The 17,692-nt window shown below is 68.1% G+C and carries 15 protein-coding genes; 8 read left to right on the forward strand and 7 right to left on the reverse strand.

The window, feature by feature from the left end; all coding sequences use genetic code 11:
- Nucleotides 1-6 precede the first annotated feature (6 nt).
- The gene (locus tag NNI01S_RS16075) at nt 7-2,982 is read right to left on the reverse strand and encodes a helix-turn-helix transcriptional regulator (protein WP_063020897.1); all 2,976 of its coding nucleotides are present in this window, start codon (nt 2,980-2,982) and stop codon (nt 7-9) included.
- Nucleotides 2,983-3,241: 259 nt separating this feature from the next.
- Between NNI01S_RS16075 and NNI01S_RS16080 the strand changes: the two genes are divergently transcribed.
- A complete protein-coding gene (locus NNI01S_RS16080; protein ID WP_063020898.1) occupies nt 3,242-4,399 on the forward strand; it encodes an epoxide hydrolase family protein in 1,158 nt (385 codons plus the stop codon).
- Between the two features lie 104 nt (nt 4,400-4,503).
- The gene (locus NNI01S_RS35715) at nt 4,504-5,148 is read left to right on the forward strand and encodes an NUDIX hydrolase (protein WP_218019210.1); all 645 of its coding nucleotides are present in this window, start codon (nt 4,504-4,506) and stop codon (nt 5,146-5,148) included.
- Nucleotides 5,149-5,414: 266 nt separating this feature from the next.
- Here the strand turns inward: NNI01S_RS35715 and NNI01S_RS16085 are convergent, their stop codons facing one another.
- A complete protein-coding gene (locus NNI01S_RS16085) occupies nt 5,415-5,888 on the reverse strand; it encodes an SRPBCC family protein (RefSeq protein WP_063020899.1) in 474 nt (157 codons plus the stop codon).
- 63 nt (nt 5,889-5,951) lie between these two features.
- Here NNI01S_RS16085 and NNI01S_RS16090 point away from each other — a divergent pair, with 63 nt between their 5' ends.
- On the forward strand, nt 5,952-6,716 hold the full coding sequence (locus tag NNI01S_RS16090; RefSeq protein WP_063020900.1) for a metalloregulator ArsR/SmtB family transcription factor: 765 nt from the start codon (nt 5,952-5,954) through the stop codon (nt 6,714-6,716).
- Nucleotides 6,717-6,737: 21 nt separating this feature from the next.
- Here NNI01S_RS16090 and NNI01S_RS16095 read toward each other — a convergent pair whose 3' ends face one another.
- Nucleotides 6,738-7,358, reverse strand: a complete 621-nt coding sequence (locus NNI01S_RS16095; protein ID WP_084488832.1) for an NAD-dependent epimerase/dehydratase family protein — start codon at nt 7,356-7,358, stop codon at nt 6,738-6,740.
- A 114-nt stretch (nt 7,359-7,472) separates the two neighbouring features.
- A complete protein-coding gene (locus tag NNI01S_RS16100; protein WP_063020963.1) occupies nt 7,473-9,005 on the reverse strand; it encodes an MFS transporter in 1,533 nt (510 codons plus the stop codon).
- A gap of 75 nt (nt 9,006-9,080) precedes the next feature.
- Here NNI01S_RS16100 and NNI01S_RS16105 point away from each other — a divergent pair, with 75 nt between their 5' ends.
- The 4 genes from NNI01S_RS16105 (at nt 9,081) to NNI01S_RS16120 (ending at nt 12,979) form a co-directional block, all read left to right on the forward strand.
- On the forward strand, nt 9,081-10,022 hold the full coding sequence (locus NNI01S_RS16105; protein WP_063020901.1) for a LysR family transcriptional regulator: 942 nt from the start codon (nt 9,081-9,083) through the stop codon (nt 10,020-10,022).
- Nucleotides 10,023-10,300: 278 nt separating this feature from the next.
- A complete protein-coding gene (locus NNI01S_RS16110) occupies nt 10,301-10,855 on the forward strand; it encodes a M48 family metalloprotease (protein ID WP_157114820.1) in 555 nt (184 codons plus the stop codon).
- Nucleotides 10,852-11,988, forward strand: coding sequence for a hypothetical protein (locus NNI01S_RS16115; RefSeq protein ID WP_063020903.1), 1,137 nt, complete (start codon nt 10,852-10,854; stop codon nt 11,986-11,988). The genes NNI01S_RS16110 and NNI01S_RS16115 overlap by 4 nt, the downstream gene beginning before the upstream one ends.
- A gap of 4 nt (nt 11,989-11,992) precedes the next feature.
- Nucleotides 11,993-12,979 (forward strand): FAD-dependent monooxygenase, encoded by a 987-nt coding sequence (locus NNI01S_RS16120; RefSeq protein WP_084488833.1) that lies wholly within the window; start codon nt 11,993-11,995, stop codon nt 12,977-12,979.
- Between the two features lie 20 nt (nt 12,980-12,999).
- Here the strand turns inward: NNI01S_RS16120 and NNI01S_RS16125 are convergent, their stop codons facing one another.
- Complete coding sequence (locus tag NNI01S_RS16125; protein ID WP_063020905.1) at nt 13,000-13,509, reverse strand: helix-turn-helix domain-containing protein; 510 nt, start codon at nt 13,507-13,509, stop codon at nt 13,000-13,002.
- A 791-nt stretch (nt 13,510-14,300) separates the two neighbouring features.
- Here NNI01S_RS16125 and NNI01S_RS16130 point away from each other — a divergent pair.
- Nucleotides 14,301-14,726, forward strand: coding sequence for a GNAT family N-acetyltransferase (locus tag NNI01S_RS16130; protein WP_245676183.1), 426 nt, complete (start codon nt 14,301-14,303; stop codon nt 14,724-14,726).
- A gap of 195 nt (nt 14,727-14,921) precedes the next feature.
- On the opposite strand, the gene cysC is transcribed toward NNI01S_RS16130, so the two are convergent.
- Nucleotides 14,922-16,757 (reverse strand): adenylyl-sulfate kinase, encoded by a 1,836-nt coding sequence (cysC, locus tag NNI01S_RS16135; protein ID WP_063020907.1) that lies wholly within the window; start codon nt 16,755-16,757, stop codon nt 14,922-14,924.
- On the reverse strand, nt 16,757-17,689 hold the full coding sequence (cysD, locus tag NNI01S_RS16140; protein WP_063020908.1) for a sulfate adenylyltransferase subunit CysD: 933 nt from the start codon (nt 17,687-17,689) through the stop codon (nt 16,757-16,759). The genes cysC and cysD overlap by 1 nt, the downstream gene beginning before the upstream one ends.
- Nucleotides 17,690-17,692: the final 3 nt, after the last annotated feature.

Genomic DNA, 17,692 nt, shown 5'->3' on the forward strand with positions numbered 1-17,692 from the left:
GGCCGGTCATCCCTCCGAAACGAGCAATCCACGTATCCGCGCGGTCGCGGCTGCTTCGGTGCGGCTGGACACGCCGAGCTTGGCGAGGATTCGTGAGACGTGCACACCGGCGGTGTTGGCGCTGATGAACAACTCGGCCGCGATCTGACGGTTGCTCGCGCCCGTGGCCACCAGGCGCAGCACGTCGAGTTCACGCGGGGTCAGGCCGGAGGTGTTCGCCGGTCGGGCCGGGGCGGGCCGGTTCCCGGCTGCGGAGAGGTCGATCCCGGCGCGGTCGGCCAGCTGCCCGGCTTGCGCGGCGAGTGGCGCCGCCGCCAACTCGTCCGCGAGCTGGAGAACGGACCGCAGGGCGCTGCGCGCTGCCGCACGGTCACCCGCGGCCAATTCCGCTTCGCCGGATTCGACCAGGCTGCGCGCCAGCTCGAATGGCCGACTCAGGGTTCGCCAGGAAGAAGCGGCCGCGGCCCAGTCGGCGGGACGGCCACTGCATACGGCGTGGCAGGAATTCCGGTATGCGGCATCGACCGCGGTGGTTACCGGCAGCCTTCCCGTCACCGAGTTGAGCACCAGTGGGGCGCAGCGGGTTCGGGCCACCGCATCGGCCAGCGCCCACGCCTCGTGATGGTGCGCGGTCAGATCGTCCGCGGTGAGCGTCGCCGCGCCGATCTCGGCGGCGCGCTGCGGATTGCCGGCCGCGTGCGCGATCTCGGTCTGCACCGTGTGCAGCTGGATCTGATATTGCCTGGCCCACTGGCGATTCCCGAGTAACGGTTGCGCTGTCGCCACGCTCGTCGCCGCGGCCTCGTTGTCCCCGCGCGCCAGCATGATGCGCGCATGACACAGCAGCAGCGCGGCGGTGCTCAACGGGGGCAACTGCTCGGTGAGCGATTCGTCGATCAGCTCGAGCGCCTCGTTCCAGCGCCCCAGGGTGGTGAGCGCCTGCGCCCATTTGACCAGCAGAATCGGCGCGGCCTCGGCGAATCGGTAACTCTCGTGCGCGGCGCGCAACCCCTGCTGGATCGCCGCGATGGCTTCCTCGTCGGCGCCTGCCGAGACCAGCAGCGCCGTCTCCCACAGCACCACGGTCAGCACTGCGCCCGGATCTCCCGCGGCCTTCGCGGCGGCATGTGCCTGCTCGAAATGGGTCATGGCAACGTCCGGACGGTCCGCGGTGGCCAGCCCGAGATAGGCGTGGGCACGTGCGGACAGCGACGCGGCGCTCCGGTCCCCGCCGAGGTCGCTCGAACGCCGTGTGTGCCCGGCTGACGAGCCCTCCGCACCGGCCGCCTCCTCGATCGCACCCGGCGGGCGGAGCGCCGTCGCCAGGACCGACGAGGTGTCGCGGGCGGGTGGGCCACCCAGTAACTGTTCGGCCACCTCGACGGCGGCACGCGCGTCGTTCTCGGCCGTCGCCGCCGCGCCGCTGAAAGCCCGCGCCGCGGCGAGTTCGGCGAGTACCTGGCCGCGTAACAGAGTCGGCCGGTCCGAAGGAAGACATGCCAGCGCCGCGAGCAGGTCGTCTTCGCCGCCGCCGCTGCTTTGATTGCGCAGTCCCGCGCGGTAGTAGTGCAGACGGGCGGCACGCTCCGGGTCGGTCCCCGCGTCGATGGCGGCCAGCGCCTCGTCGGCCGCCGCGATCCCGCGCTCGACGACGCCGCCCCGATAGCATGCCGCCACGACCGCTTCCACGACCTCGATCCGCTCGGCGTGCACTCGGCTCGCCGCTTCCGCCACCCGATTCCACGATTCGAGCACTCGGTCGAGATGACGCACCTGAACGCGATGTGCCCCGATACTTTCCGCTTCCGCCGCCGCTTCCCACGCGGCCTCGAGCGCCGATGAGAATTCTCCGGCGGCATACGCGTGATAGGCCAACTCGCCGGAGGGGCATTCGTCCGCATCACGTTCGCGGAGCGTGGTCAGCGCTCGAGAAACTCTGCCATGCAATCGTTTCCGCTCCACGGGCAATATGTCGGCGTAGACGGCGTCCCGGATGAGAACGTGCCGGAACGCGTAACCGGTGTCGTCGGTCACCAGCAGCTGCCGGTCGACCAGCAGCTGCAACGCTGTGGTCAGCGCCTCCTCGGCGAGGTCGGAGGCGGCCGCCAGCACGGTGTGCCGGACCGGTGACCCTGCCGCCGCCGCGAGCCGCAGCACCGATGCGGCCTGATGGGGCAGGTCCGACAGCGGACCGAGCAACAGCTCGGACAGCTCGGCGGGCGTGTGCTCGGGTGCGGGGCCGAGCGCCTCCACGAACAGCGGGACCCCTTTGCTGCGTTCGAAGACGCGCGCGATCGTCCCCGGTTTCGGTTCTGTCCCGCGCAGCGCGGCCAGCTGCCTGCCGACCTCGTGCTTGGTGAGCGGTTCCGTCGAGAGCAGCCGGACACTCGGGTCCCGGCGCAGGCCGGTGACCAGTTTGCGCAACGGCCCGGAACCGGCGGGCCGGTAAGTGCCGATTAGGAACAGATCCGGTTCGGCGATGTTGGCTACCAGGAAGGCGAGCAAGTCCAGGCTGGCGTCGTCGGCCCAGTGCAGATCCTCCAGCACCACCACCAGCGGCTCGGTCATCGAGAAGTGTTCCAGCACGGTCAGTATCTCGCCGAACAACCGGATCCTGTCGGTCCCGGCCTCCGCCGCGCCGGCCCGCGCCGCCAGTTCGGGAAGCCACCGCGCCAGCGCCGGTCGCGCCGGAAGCAGCGCGACGAGCGCCTCCACGCCCTTGTCGCGCAGCAGTGCGCGCGTGACCGCGATGAACGGAGCGAACGGAACACCCTTCGCACCGAATTCCGGGCACCGTCCCGACATCACCGCCGTGCGAGCATCGAGCCGCGTCCCGAACTCCGCCACCAACCGCGACTTGCCGATACCCGCTTCACCCCCGAGCAGCACGGTATGCACCGCCGGATTTCGATAGGCGTCGTGCAACGCCGCGAGTTCGGCGGCCCGCCCGACGAAGGCGCCGCTTACCGGAAGGCTGACCACCGCGCGATCATGCCCGTCCCGCGCACTCGACGCCAACCGCTGAATCCGAGCCGGAGCCGGATGAGTGCCGCCATCAGCGCTTCCGGCAAGAGCCCGGCCGCCCGTTGAAGTCCGCGAGTGGCACACCAGCGTGAGGTCTTCTCGGCCGATGCCGCGGTGGTGTGCCACTCGTGAACGCGGGCGGTGGGAGGCGTGAGGCGGGGGAAATAGCGAATTTGCGTGATTCGGGGGGCGCCTGTTTACGCGAAGTATGAGTGGCATGACGAACAGCGAGATCCGTCCCTTTCGTATCGACATTTCGCAGGCCGAGCTGGAGGAGCTTCGGCTGCGCTTGGCTCGCACGCGCTGGATCGATGACATGACCGGCGCCGGGTGGGAACGTGGTGTGCCGACCGCCTACTTGAAGGAGTTGGCCGGGTACTGGGCCGACAAGTTCGACTGGCGCGCGGTCGAGGCGGAGCTGAACGCCTACCCGCAGTTCACCACAACCATCGCCGGACAGAATGTGCACCTCCTGCATGTGCGTTCGGCTCAGGAGGACGCCACCCCGTTGTTGCTGCTGCACGGCTGGCCCAGCTCGGTGGCCGACTTCCGCGACGTGATCGGCCCCCTCACCGACCCGGCCGCGCACGGCGCACCGGACGCGCCCGCCTTCCATCTGGTCATCCCGTCGCTGCCCGGCCACGGTTTCTCCGGGCCGCTTACCGAGGCGGGGTGGAACGACGGCCGGATCGCGGCGGCGCTCGCCGAGCTCATGGCCCGCCTCGGCTACGACCGCTACGGCGTGCAGGGCGGCGACCATGGAGCGTTCATCGCCCCGGCGCTGGCGCGGATCGATACCGGCCACGTGATCGGCGTGCACGTGAACGCGCTGGTCACCTTCCCGACCGGCGACCCAGCAGATATGGCCGCCCTCACCGACGCGGAGAAGGCGCGCCTGGCCGGGATGAAGAAGTTCCAGGACGACGGCTCGGCGTACATGAATCTGAAGGGCTCACGCCCGAACACCATCGCCCAGTTGCTCGCCGATTCCCCGGCCGGCCAGCTCGGCTGGATCGTCGAGAAGTACAAGGAGTGGACCGACCAGTCCCACGACCTGCCCGAACAGGCCGTCGACCTGGATCGCCTGCTCACGACGGTGAGCATCTACTGGTTCACCGACACCGCCCGCAGCGTCGCGAACCTGTACTACGAACGCTTCCACGACGCCACCATGTTCGCCCCGAAACCGAAGGGCACCGTGCCGACCGGCGTCGCGGTCTTCAAGGACGGCGACTACGCCATCCGCCGCTTCGCCGAACGCGCCCACAACATCACCCACTGGTCGGAGTTCTACTCCGGCGGTCATTTCCCCGCATTGGAGGCCCCGGACCTGCTGATCGGCGACATCCGCGAGTTCTTCCGGTCGCTGGGCTGATTCGGTGGAGTCGTCAGGCAGGCGGTCGTCACCGCCTGCCCAACGCCATGCCACGGCCGCTGATGCTCGTTGGCGGCCCACCATGCAGAGATAACGTCGAGCAGGTGAACCGCGCTCAGTGGACTATCCACGGCGAGCGTCTAGTGGACGATAACCGCCACATCCGATTATCGACCGTGGATGTGGAGCTACCCGACGGAGTCGAGTTCACGCAATACGTTGCGCGTATGCCGCGATGCGCAATGACGTTGGTGCTGAACGACAAGCGAGAGGCGCTGCTGATGTACCGGCATCGCTTAATCATCGACCGCTGGGTGTGGGAACTTCCCCGCGGTTACGTCGACGGTGCGGAGGATAGCGACCGCAGCAGCACCCGAGGTCGAAGAAGAGACCGGTTGGCGTCAGAGCACGACGGAGCATCTGGTCACGTATCAACCGGCCATCGGCACGCTGGATCAACCACAGGAGATCTACCTCGCGCGTGGGGCGCGCTCGACCCACATGAACAACTGTGCCTGCTGGGCTGGCCGCCGTTGGGCTGGCCTGCGGTAGATCCGAGAGACGGCCCGGAATTCGGCCCCGGCGATGCGCACGCCCTCATGCAGGTTCATCTCGACTGCGACGCGGACGAATGCTCGTGGAAATGCGCGGCGGTGGAGACCTTACGGACCACCGGTCGCATGCGGCCGAGCAAGTACCCGCGCCGCCCGCATCCCTCCCGCCCGCACAGCAGCGAAGCGCTGCCGTAGGGCGTGTCTCACCGGCCAGACCGGCCCGCTGCGGTTGTACCCGTACGACGACGCCGCCCCGGTGATCTACGGCAACGACCGATTCGTCCAGTGCCCGGATCACTGCAATGCCGACGCACCGATGGAAAGGGGACCCGCGACGACTTCCTGGACGTCGCCCAGCGCGGCGGTGTGCTGTCGCGCGATGCAGCTGGCAGTTTCGTGCGTTGAAGGCCGCGTCGAAGCTGCCCGCGCTGCTGGTCCCGGTTCGGTTGTCCGGTCCGAACCTAACCGCCGGAGACGATGGCGGCGAGGTTGGCGAGTTCGTTCTCCCGACCCTGGGTGAGGCGTTGAGTCCAGACGTCGTCATGCATAGCGTCGGCGGTCATGACCACGCGGACGCCCGCGTCGGTCGGCTCGAGCTCGACGGTGGTGAGGAATTCGTACGGCTCGACGCCGGGGATGAAGTCGGCCAGGGAGGTGTAGGCGAGCCGGTCGGGGCCGTCGATCGCGGTGAACGTCTTGCGGGACTCGGTCGACAGTGGCATGCCCGCGGATCGCATGAATTCGATCTGCTCGGGGGCGGTCGCGGTCATCGTGTAGACCAGTTCGCCGCCCGGGCGCAGGTCGAGCTGGTCGACGTGGACGGTGAAACCGTCGGGCGCCCACCACTTCTCGATGCCCGCCGGGGTGGTCCACAGTTCCCAGATCACCTGGGCGGTGGCGGGGTAGTCGCGTTCGATGCGGATCTGCTCGGACATGTCGTGCTCCTGGGTCAGAAGTATTCCTTGAAAGGAATATATCTGAGGAGGCATGCTTGGTCAATGGACCCCGCACTGTTCGCCGCTCTGGCCGAACCGAACCGCATGCGGATCGTGGAGTTGCTGAACGCCGCTCCGCGTCCGGTCGGCGAGATCGCTACCGCACTCGACCTGAGACAACCGCAGACGACCAAACATCTCCAGGCGCTCGTGCGCGCGGGCCTGGTGGTAATGGAACCGCTCGGGCAGCGCCGCATCTACGCCCTGCGCCGGGGTCCGCTGCGCGAGCTGCGACAGTGGCTGGCGGGATTCGAGGTCGACCATCCCTCGGAGTCGGTGCTCGCGGAATACCGGGTGGCAATCGCCGCCGAGCCGTTGTCGGCCCACGAATTCCATCGGACGCTGTCGGCGCCGCCGGCGACCGTGTGGGAGTGGTGGACCTCGCCCGATCTGGCGCGCCGGTGGTGGCACCCAGCGCATTTCGAGGTCGCCGACTGCGTCCTGCGGCCGGTCAGCGGGGGCGCCCTGTCGATCGTGCTCCGAGAGGGCGACGGTGCGCTGTACTCCAGCGCCGGGCACTACCTCGAAGTCGTTCCACCCGAACGGCTCCGGTTCGAGTTGTCGCCGCTGGACGGCAACGGGACCCCGTTGTTCCGGGCCGAACATCTCCTCGAGTTGACCAGCGTCACCGGCGGCACCCGCGTCGACCTACAGGTCGACGTGTCCGACCCGATCCCGGGCGCGGAACCGGCCATGGCCGGCATCCGCTTCGGCTGGAATCAGCTGCTGGACACCCTCGCTCAGGTCATCAACTCGGCCACAAGCTGATTCGGCTACAAGCTGATTCGGCTACCGAGTGGTCGGTGCCCGCGGTGATGCACATGTTGTCCGCACGCCGACCGGTAGCGTGTGGTGTTTTCCCGAGGCACTCGGGTCCCGGTGATCGGGTAATCGGTGTAGGTCGCGGTCCCTGCTGTGAACGTCATGCCTACTGCCCTCTGGACAAGGGACGACCGTGCCGACGCCACGCTCCACGAATTCCAGCGCTAGGTTCTCGCTGCCTCCGCGCAAGGAATCGAGACCGTGGGCCGGTGAGCGGTCCTGCTCGGTGGCCACACGGCCGGGAGCGAGCAGGGCCAGAGCGGAGGCGAGCACGAACGGCCGGTGCGAACCCGCGAGAACGTCGCCGATGGCCCGCACGGCGTTGCGCTCGGTCCGGTTGGTCTCGGTGGGATTCGCGAAGTCGTGCGTGTTGGCGAGATGAACGACGGCGTCGGCCTCCGTGGCGCTGGTGCGGATGCTGTCGAGATCGTCGAGGTCGCCGCGCCGCGCCCGGGCTCCTTTCCGCTCCAGCGCCGCGGCCGAGTCGCTCGAACGGGCGAGTCCGGTGACCTCGTGACCGGCCTCCAGCAACTGGTCGACCACGGCCGAACCGATCCATCCGGTCGCTCCGGTGACGAATACATGCATGTCGATACGCCTTTGTGGAGGTCCGCGACCGATCGCGCGGATCAGCTTCTGCGGCGGTCCGATCCGACCGCCGGTGTTTTCTGTGGGGCGGGTGACCGTGCGTCCTCTGTGCGATCAGCGCGGACGACCGACGGCGACCGGCACTCTCCGCCCGGACAGCAGCGACTGCAGCACGACCAGCCCGCCGAGGACGAGCACGGTCACACCGATCGCCCGCAGCCCCATCTGCGCGCCCGAGACGAACGCGTCGACGACCTCGTCGCCGCGGTCGGGTGCGGTCGCGGCGAGCGCCTGGGCCATGGTGTGCGGATCGTGGTCGGCGCGGATGTCCGGAGGCAGCGCGGCGACGAACCGTGCGGTGAGCACCGTGCCGATGACCGCGATACCCAAGGCGCTGCCGAATTCGCGCGTGATGGCCTGCAATCCGGCTCCGACTCCGGCCTGCTCCGGCGGTAGCGAACCGGCGATGGCGCCGGACAACGTCGGAAGCGCCAGCGTCACGCCGACTCCGGTCACGACCAGCCACGCGGCGTAGACGAGGTAGGGCGTCCGCGCGTCACCGGTGGACAGCCCGAGCAATCCGCAGCCGACGAACCCGAACGCGAGAGCGGTGGTGGCGTCGAGGCCGATACGCTGCGACAGGCGTCCGACGTGTCGTGCGCCGAGGATGATCGGCACGGTCAGCGGGACAATCCCCAGTCCGGTTCGCAGAACGCCGAATCCCTTGCCGTACTGGAGGAACGACGCGTTGACATAGAACAGCGCGAACATGCCGAAGAAGACCGTCGTCATGCCGAGGCAGGCGCTGCGCAGGCCGGGCACGCGGAACAACCGTGGATCGAGCAGGGGGTGCTCGACCTTCAGTTCGACGATCGTCCACACGGTGAACAGTACTGCGGCGCAAGCGAACCCGGCGATGACGACCACGCTGTCCCAGCCCGCCTCCGGCCCTTGGACGATGCCGAGCAGCAGCGCGACCGACGCACCGACGAGCAGCACCGCGCCGAGCGGATCGAGGCGGCGATCATGGCGCGCCGACACCGGCGCGATACGTCCCACGAGTGCGGCGAGAACCAGCGAGATCGGCACGGCGGCGGCGAACAACCACCGCCACGAGCCGCCCGACAGGATCGACCCGCCGCCGACGTTGCCGACGACTCCGCCGATGCCGGTCATCGACGCCCAGGTGGCGATCGTCGCGCCCTTGCGTTCGGCAGGTACGGCGTGCAGCAGGACCGACAGCGTGTTGGGCAGCACGGCGGCGGCGCCGACACCCGTGATCGCACGGCCCGCCAGAAGCAGGGCCACACCGGGTGCCGTCGCCGAGATCAGCGCGCCCACCGCGAACAGCACCAGACCCGTGAGCAGCACTCCCTTGCGCCCGAAGCGGTCCCCGGCGGCTCCACCGGGGATGACGAGGCAGGCGAACACGATCACGTAGGTGTCGACGATCCACACCAGCGCCGACGCGGACGGATGCAGCGTGCTCGAGGCGAGCATCGGGACGGCGAGGTTGATCGCGGCGACCATCCCGACGACGAGCACCACACAGGCGCACATGATCGCGAGCAGACCACGCTGTGCGGCAGGACGGGACGGGGCTCGCGCCGACGCGGCGCGATCCTGGAGCATGACATTGAACGGCATGTCCCCGACGGTAGGGATCTCGATGAACTTCGTGCCACGCAAATTCGACAATAGATACTTGCGTAGAATGCAACTATGCCCGAGCAGCTGGATCTGAACCTCCTGCGGGTGTTCGACGCCCTGCTCCGGGAAGGCGGCGTCACGGCGGCTTCCGAGCGCTTGCATCTGTCCATCCCCGCGACCAGCCGGGCGCTGGGCCGGTTACGACGGGCGATGAACGACCCGATCCTGGTGCGCGCCGGGCGTGGGATGGCTCCGACTCCGTTCGCACTGCGCACCGCGCCGCGGGTGCGGTCACTGCTCGACGAGGCGTCCGCGTTGATCAGCGCCGATCGCGAGATGGCGATCGGCGAGCTGGAGCGCACTTTCACCATTCGCATCAATGACGGCGTCGCCGCGACCTTGGCGACGACGGCGGTCGAAGCCACGGCCGCGCTCGCCCCCGGCGTGGTCCTTCGTTTCGTCGCGGAGGGCAGCGAGAGCGCCGAGGCCCTGCGCGACGGTTCGGTCGATCTCGACATCGGCGTCGGTGACGCCGCGGCTCCCGACATCCGCACCGCCGTGCTGTACCGGGAGCGAATGGTCGGCATCGTCCGCGCCGACAGTCCGCTGGGCAGGCGCCGTCGCCCGACGTTGCGGCAACTGTGCGGGCATCCCCACGTCTCGGCCTCCCGCCGTGGACGCGCTCGCGGCCCGCTCGACGATGCGCTCGACGCGGCGGGCCTGCAACGCCACGTCGCCGCCGTCGTCCCGACCTTCGCTGTCGCCGCGCTTCTGGTCTCCTCGAGCCGTTACGTCGGACTCGTCCCGCAGCGCCTCGCCGAACAGTACGGCAGCACCCTGGGCATTCGCTGGTTTCCCCTCGCCGCGGACCTGCCGGAAGTCGAAGTGCGCCTGCTCTGGCATGCCCGGCTCGACGCCGATCCGGCCCAGCGCTGGCTGCGCGACACCATTCGCGACGCGTTGTGCGAGCCGGGCGGCGCGAAATCGGCGGAGGCCGTTCGCACGCCCGAGTGACACCGTGTCGCCTCCGAGCAGTCTCGGCCGATGCACGACAGCCGAATCGACGCGAATGCAGGGCGTGCCAGAGGGATTCGAATCAATGCCGTCCGGTCGCGGCGGTGGTACTTTGAACGCCGAACCGGCCGGGCACGGGGGTTTGTGACCACGACGGTCGATCAGGCGCGGCGCTCGGCATCGTTTTTCGTACCGTTCGACGGACCGGTTACCGAGAGTCGGGCGGTGGGGCGGGCTGCGGGGTGTGAGGTCTGTTGAGTTCCGTATGGCGCGGGCGCATGAGACGTTTGGCGGGTGACACGGCGGGGTCCGCCGACAGCGCGCGGGACGGAAACTCTCGCTTCGTCCCGAGTCCCGCGCGGGTTCGCGAGGTCGAGCATCGCACCCGCCTGCTGCTCCAGCGCATGAAGGTGCGGGAATTGCTGACCATGCGCCAGCTGATCGAGCGCTATTGCGAATTCACCGGCGCGACGGTGCTTTTGCAGGAGAAGTTGCTGCCGGTCGACTGCTTCTTCGCGATCACGCTGAAGCTTTCGGCGCCGCCCGACACCTACGTCATCGCGTATCAGAAGGCGACACCCGCCTGGCATCAGGACCACGGGATCGGGCACGAGTTCGGGCACATCATCGCCGGGCACTACGAGACCGAGAACGTGCACCGCCATTCGGCGATGTCTCCGGAGCGAGAATGGGAGGCGGAGTACACGGCGAACCTGCTCGCGCGGTGGGGGTACGAGGTGGGCAGAGTGCTCGATCGGCAACGCGCGTTGCGGCCCTTACAGCGGACCGAAGACCTGTCACTGCCGTTGCAGGAGAGAATGGGCTGGCTGTGATCTACATACCGCACGGGTGGCTCATCGCGGCGTTCGCCGCCGCCATGATCTGGAAGTCGAATCAATACCGCCGCAACAAGGACGTCGCTCTTCTCGCGGTCGTGGGCGCCTTCTTCTTCCTCGCGTCCGGATATGCCTTCGGCGAGTACGTCCAGAACCGCCCGGACCCGTGGTTGCTGAGCGCGATGGGTTACGAATTCGTCGGGACCGTCCTGCTGGTGGGAGCCAAGGCCTGCATCGTCGCGTTCTTCGTGCTGGCCTCCCGGCACACCGCCCGAACGAAGAAAATACTGGTCGCGCTGGGTATCCCGCTTGCGGCGTCGATCGTCGTCATGGCCGTGTGCGCGGTCGTCGCGGGCCCCGGCGCGAGACCCTACGGATTCGCCGACCCCGCCGTGGTCGGCTTCAATCTCGGCGAGAAGGTGAGCACGTTGCCGATCGGGATGTTGATCGTTTTCTACTGCTTCGCCTATTTGCGATTGCTCTCGGGGACACCGGCCCACGGAATCGTGCTCGCCGCGATAGGCGCGGTGTCGATGCTCGCCGCCACGGTGACTTTCACTGTCCAGCTCGGGTACTACGCGGCATCGGTACGGCCACCGCGAGCGCTCGTCGCGCTCGGGCGGTGGGAGGTCTATCTCGGGCAGCTCGTATTCCTCCTGGGTGTGTCCTGGTATGGCTTGGTGATGCGGATACGAGCTGTGATCGTCGGCCTCGCGGCATTGCGTGACGTTCTGTTGCTGTGGCGGCTGTGGCGTTTCGCGGTCGGCGTGATCACCCGGTTTCTTCCGGAACGGCGGATGCCCGCCTTCCGCGTCCGGCAGCCCTTGGCGGCCGTCATGGAATGGCGGCAGGCGATGATGGTCGACATTCGTGATGCGCTGATGCTGCTCAGCCCGCAGATCGATCCGACGTCGACTGCCACCGTCTCCGGTTACGCGCGCGAACTCCAGCGCGTCGCCGCGGCCAACCGTGAGCGGCCGGTGCTGTACGGCGAACCGCACCGCGCGGCCGTGGACCAGGCTGATACGTTCGACGCCGACCGCAAACTGCTCGTGGCCTTGGCGGCCGGCCTGGGGGAGAACATGGTTCGGGTGCGTCGGCAATGGGCTCGGCCCACGGCGAAGGTGTGACCGGATGTTTCGAGCGGAGATCATCGGATGCGGTGTCGGAGGGGCGTGCGCGGCCCTGGCGATGGCGAAAGTCGGTGCGCGGGTGCAGGTCTATGAAACCGCGGCGCGCACTGCCGAGGTGGGCGGGTGGGTCACCCTCGGCCCCGCGGCGTCGACCGCGCTCGATCAGATCGGCCTGGGCGAAAAGGTCAGAGCGGCCGGGTTCCCGGTCGTCGGCGTCAGCACCGTCGACACGCTCACCGGGCGAACGAATTCCTTCGCCCGGACCGAGCCCGGTCATCGCTGGTCCAGCACTCACATCTGGCGCAAGGATCTCCTGGCCTTGTTGCGAGAAGGTTTGGAAGAAGCGGACATCCCGTGCGAATACGGAACGCGGGTCGATCCCGGCTCGCGCACGGGTGATCTGCTGGTCGGCGCGGACGGTGCTCGTTCGGCCACGCGGCGCATGCTCGGTGATGCCAGAGAGCCCACCTACACCGGCCAATCGATCCGCTACGGTCATTGCCCGGTCGTGGCGCCCGGGCTCCCGACGCACGTCCTGCACTTCTGGTCGCACCCCGAAGGGGTAGCGGGCTATGTGGGGGACGACCGCGATGGTTCGTTCTGGTTCAGCAGGCGGAGCGTCGCGTCCGGCACGGCGGTCGATCCGGAGGTGTTCCTCGACGCGCTGCGGGCCACCCCGGTGGCGCGGGTGCTGGAGCGTTCCGAGGTGAGCGTTCCGATCGCACTGTACGAACTCGAACCCGAGGGGAGCTGGCACAACGCCGACACCGTCCTGATCGGCGATGCGGCGCATGCCGTTTCGCCCGCGGCGGGGCGCGGCGCGACCTCCGCCATCGAGGATGCGATCGTCTTGGCGAAGACCCTGCGCAGCGCGGACTCCATTGCCGCTGCGCTGGAGTCCTATACGGAAGTTCGCCGCCCGATCGCGCAGGCGACCTATCGGCCGGGCCCCGCTCCGAAAGTCTCGGCGGCGGATCTGCGGCTCTGACCCGAGCGACGGCCGATCACTCAGCCCTCGGTTCTGTCGTCGTCCTTCGGGGCGGCCGGTCGGCGATAGAGTTCGTGCTGCTGGAGATCGCGCAGGATATTGCCGACTATGGCGCCGAACGTCGATCTGCCGAGTTCGTTCAAGGTGCCGAGTTCGGACAGGCGGAAACCGATAGCCTCCACGCCCGCCTCGGAGAGCTCCGCGGCCAGCCGCGATTCGACGTCGGCTTGCTGCGCGGCCGCGCCGTCGAGGAATTCCCGCACGTCCACGCCCAGTGCCACCGAAATCCCTTCGATGGTGCGGAAACTGGGATTGCGGACTCGTCCGAGCCGGATGTGCGAGACCTGGGCCGGGCTCAGCGGATAGCCGAGCCCGGTCGAGCGCTCGGCGATGTCTTTGTTGGAGTAGCTGCGTGAATCCCGCTGCTGGGCAGCGGCGATCACCCGATTCAGGTGCCGCGCGATGGGGCCGGCGTCCTCCGTCGGCTCCTCGCTGATCTCATCTCCCTCGCCGGACACGACCTGTGCCACCAACCTCCCGATTCGGCCCCGTCACCGTGCGAACATGGTATCCGCCGGTAAAGGATCAGAGCGCAGCGGCTAGACGCTTAGCGCTTTACAATCAGATCCTATCGCTCTACGCTCGTATCCGAACCGATTACGGAGATGTCACCGAAAGCCGGCTTCGTGTATCGACTGTGGAGGGGATAGCCGATCCACGAAGTCGGCATTAACATTTCGCTTGCGGACAGTGGCCGCGACCTGTGGTGACGATCGCTGCGACGGTGCCTAGGGCATACTTTCGAAATGGCCGTTATCTGGGGAAAAGCCGTCCGATGGGTGTCGGACACGCAGCCGGGTGTCATCGAAGTCGAGTTCACGGATGCCGACGGTGTCACCCACAGCTTGATCGACAAGGTGTGAATTTTCGGCGCACCCGACGATCTGGCACCGGATTCGGCGTATCCGGTGCCGGTGGAGATCGGCGTGGATCTCGTCGAACAGGTCGGTGACGTGACGGTCGTCGACCTCGGAACGGAGGCACACAACACCGACCGCATTCGCTATGTCGTTCCCAGCGTGGACGTAGTTCACTGAACCAGCGGACAACGTGTGACGTGCCGCCCCTGCCGACGCCGACTGCCACCTGGTGACAGTGCCGCGCACGAAGGAGGGCCACGCTGAGCCGGCGGCCTCGTTCGCGGTGTGACCCTATCGGCACGAGACTTGGCCTCATGCGAATAAGAAACGGCCGACCCGGGGACGCGGAATCGATCGCGGAGTTGCATGCCGCCAGTTGGCGCACAGCGTACGCGGGCATCATGCCGAAGAGCTTCCTGAACGGTGCGTTGCTCGCGGATCGGTTGACGGTGTGGCGCGGGCGGCTCGACGCCGACCCCTCCGCCTCCGGCCTCTTCGTAGCCGAAGAGAACGGGGAACTGCTCGGATTCGTCTACTCGACACCGACGCCCGACGGTCGTGTGCTGTTGGACAATCTGCACGCCGCGCCGGGCCGCACGCGCTCGGGTATCGGCACGCGGCTACTGCGTCACGCACTGGAGTGGGCCGCCATCAAGTTTCCGGGACGAGCCGTCTATCTCGAGGTGTTGCAGGCCAACACGGCCGCAATCGCTTTCTACGAGCGGCGCGGCGGCCGGCGTACGGATGCGCGAACGGCGCGTTTCGAGCAAGGTTTCGAACTTCCCGAGTTCGAATACACCTGGTTCGCGGAATCGGTCCACCACTGACCGGATTCGACGGCCGATCCGGAGGCGTCCACGCGACCACCCGGCTGTGCGGCCGTACCGCCGGCGGCCGCGCGGATGACGCGGGGCAGCGTCAGTTGCCGCCCCGTCGTCCGGAGCGGGACGCATCACCTCGGTCGACTACCGATTTCGGATGCGTCCCGCACACAGGTCTCGCTACACGTCACCGCTGCCCGATCAGTCCAACCGACTCAGCCGGGCGATGATCGTCGCGGCCATCGAGGCCGGGTCGCCGTGGTCGGGCCGTAGGACGATCTCGGCTTCGGTGGGTGCTTCGTAGGGGTCGTCGATGCCGGTGAAGCCGCGGATCTCGCCCGCGCGGGCTTTGGCGTACATGCCTTTGGGGTCGCGGGCTTCGCAGACGGACAGTGGCGTGTCGACGAAGACTTCCAGGAAGGGGATGCCTGCCGCTTCGTGGGCGGCGCGGACGCGGTCGCGGTCGGCGCGGTAGGGGCTGATCAGTGAAACCACGGCGACCACACCGGCTTCGGCGAACAGTTTCGCCACTTCGCCGACGCGGCGGACGTTTTCCTCCCGGTCGGCCGTGCTGAACCCGAGATCCGAGTTGAGGCCGTGGCGCAGGTTGTCGCCGTCCAGGAGGAACGCCGGGCGGCCCCCGGCGACCAACCTGCGCTCCAGTTCCACGGCGACGGTGGACTTTCCGGACCCGGACAAGCCGGTCAGCCAGACCGTCAGGCCGCGGGTGGCGCGCTCGTCGCGTTCGACAGCCGTGGAGTGCCAGACCACTCGGGTGGAGGGCAGGCTCGGACCGGTGATCATGCCCGCGGCGACGGTGTTGTTGGTGGTGTCGTCGACGAGGATGAAGCTGCCGGTGGCACGGTTGCGGCGGTACGGGTCGAACAGCAACGGTTGCCGGGTGCGCAGCTGGACTCGGCCGATCTCGTTGAGCGACAACGATTCCGCGTGCTCGTCGCGATGCAGCGTATTGACGTCCAGCCGGTAGTCCAGCGAGCGCACCTCGGCGGTCGCGGCGCGGGTGCTGTGCCGGATGGTGTAGGTGGCGCCGGGCGTCAGCTGGGCGTCCTCGGCGAACCAGCACACCATCGCGTCGAGATCACGACCCGCGGCCGGGCGGTTGTTCGGACGGCAGATCAGGTCGCCGCGGGAGATGTCCAGCTCGTCGGCGAGCTGGATGGTGACCGCTTGCGGCGGAAAGGCTTCCGCGACCGGCGCACCGCCCGGCCCCCAGATCGCCTCGACCGTGGTGGTGAAACCGGACGGCAGCACCGCCACTTCGTCGCCGGGCTTGAAGACGCCGCCCGCCACGGTGCCCGCGTACCCGCGGAAATCCTGGGCGTGGCTGCGGGTGACGTACTGCACCGGGAAGCGCGCATCGATCAGGTTGCGGTCCGAGGCGATGTGCACCTCTTCCAGGTGGTGCAGCAGGGGAGTGCCCTCGTACCATGGCATGCTCGCGCCACGGTGCACGATGTTGTCGCCGTGCAGCGCCGACACCGGCACGAAGGTCAGGTCGGAGACGTCCAGTTTGGACGCGAATCGCGCGAACTCCTCGCGGATCTCCTCGAACCGTTCCTGCGACCAGTCGACCAAATCCATCTTGTTCACGCACAGCACCAGGTGCGGGATGCCGAGCAGACTGGCCAGGAACGCGTGCCTGCGGGTCTGCTCCACCACGCCCTTGCGGGCGTCGACCAGGATCAGCGCCAGGTCGGCGGTGGAAGCGCCGGTCACCATATTGCGGGTGTACTGCACGTGCCCCGGCGTGTCGGCGATGATGAATTTTCTTCTCGGCGTGGCGAAATAGCGATGCGCCACGTCGATCGTGATGCCCTGTTCGCGTTCGGCGCGCAGGCCGTCGGTGAGCAGAGCGAGGTTGGGATAGTCGTCGCCGCGGTCGCGGCTGGTGCGCTCCACCGCGGCGAGCTGATCGGTGAACAGCGTCTTGGAGTCGAACAGCAGCCTGCCGATCAGCGTCGATTTGCCGTCGTCGACGCTGCCCGCGGTGGCCAGGCGCAACAGTGTGGTCGTCATCAGAAGTAGCCTTCGCGTTTGCGGTCTTCCATACCTGCCTCGGAGATGCGGTCGTCGGCGCGGGTGGCGCCGCGCTCGGTGACCCGCGCCGCGGCGACCTCGGCGACGACCTCCGCGGGCGTGGCCGCGGTGGACTCCACGCAGCCGGTGCAGGTCGCGTCACCGACCGTGCGGAACCGCACCGTGGCCTCGTACGGCTCCTCGCCATCGAGCAATTCGAGAAAACGCGTGTGTGCCAGCAACATTCCGTCGCGCTGCACCACCGGCCTGCGGTGCGCGTAGTACAGCGGCGGCAGCTCGATGCCTTCGGCGGCGATGTAGCTCCAGATGTCCAGCTCGGTCCAGTTCGACAGCGGGAACACCCGGATGTGCTCGCCGGGCCGGTGCCTGCCGTTGTAGAGGTTCCACAGCTCGGGGCGCTGCCTGCGCGGATCCCACTGGCCGTATTCGTCGCGGAAACTGAACACGCGCTCCTTGGCGCGGGCCTTCTCCTCGTCGCGTCGCGCGCCGCCGAAGACCGCGTCGAAGGACCCCTCCTGGATCGAGCGCAGCAGTGTGGTGGTCTGCAAGCGGTTGCGGGAGGCGCGCGGCCCGGTCTCCTCGGTCACCCGCCCGGCATCGATGTCGTCCTGCACCCGCCCGACCACCAACCGCAGGCCAAGGCGCGCGACAGTCTGGTCGCGGTAGGCGATCACCTCGTCGAAATTGTGCCCGGTGTCGATGTGCAGCACCGGGAAAGGCAGCGGCGCGGGCCAGAAGGCCTTGGCCGCCAGGTGCAGCATCACCACCGAATCCTTGCCGCCGGAGAACAGCAACACCGGGCGCTCGAATGTCGCTGCCACTTCACGGAATATGTGCGCCGACTCGGCCTCGAGCGCGTCCAGATGGGGCAGCTCGTAGGTGCTCGCCGTCGACTTCGCGTACTGGCTCACACC

The organism is Nocardia niwae NBRC 108934 = DSM 45340 (assembly GCF_001613465.1).
In the GTDB taxonomy this organism is placed as follows: Bacteria; Actinomycetota; Actinomycetes; order Mycobacteriales; family Mycobacteriaceae; genus Nocardia; species Nocardia niwae.

Coding starts and splice junctions, on each gene's coding strand:
- NNI01S_RS16080 (WP_063020898.1), top strand. CDS start 3,242: ATGACGAACAGCGAGATCCGTCCCTTTCGTATCGACATTTCGCAGGCC.
- NNI01S_RS16085 (WP_063020899.1), bottom strand. CDS start 5,888: ATGTCCGAGCAGATCCGCATCGAACGCGACTACCCCGCCACCGCCCAG.
- NNI01S_RS16090 (WP_063020900.1), top strand. CDS start 5,952: ATGGACCCCGCACTGTTCGCCGCTCTGGCCGAACCGAACCGCATGCGG.
- NNI01S_RS16095 (WP_084488832.1), bottom strand. CDS start 7,358: ATGCATGTATTCGTCACCGGAGCGACCGGATGGATCGGTTCGGCCGTG.
- NNI01S_RS16100 (WP_063020963.1), bottom strand. CDS start 9,005: ATGCCGTTCAATGTCATGCTCCAGGATCGCGCCGCGTCGGCGCGAGCC.
- NNI01S_RS16105 (WP_063020901.1), top strand. CDS start 9,081: ATGCCCGAGCAGCTGGATCTGAACCTCCTGCGGGTGTTCGACGCCCTG.
- NNI01S_RS16110 (WP_157114820.1), top strand. CDS start 10,301: ATGAGACGTTTGGCGGGTGACACGGCGGGGTCCGCCGACAGCGCGCGG.
- NNI01S_RS16120 (WP_084488833.1), top strand. CDS start 11,993: ATGTTTCGAGCGGAGATCATCGGATGCGGTGTCGGAGGGGCGTGCGCG.
- NNI01S_RS16130 (WP_245676183.1), top strand. CDS start 14,301: ATGCCGAAGAGCTTCCTGAACGGTGCGTTGCTCGCGGATCGGTTGACG.
- cysC (WP_063020907.1), bottom strand. CDS start 16,757: ATGACGACCACACTGTTGCGCCTGGCCACCGCGGGCAGCGTCGACGAC.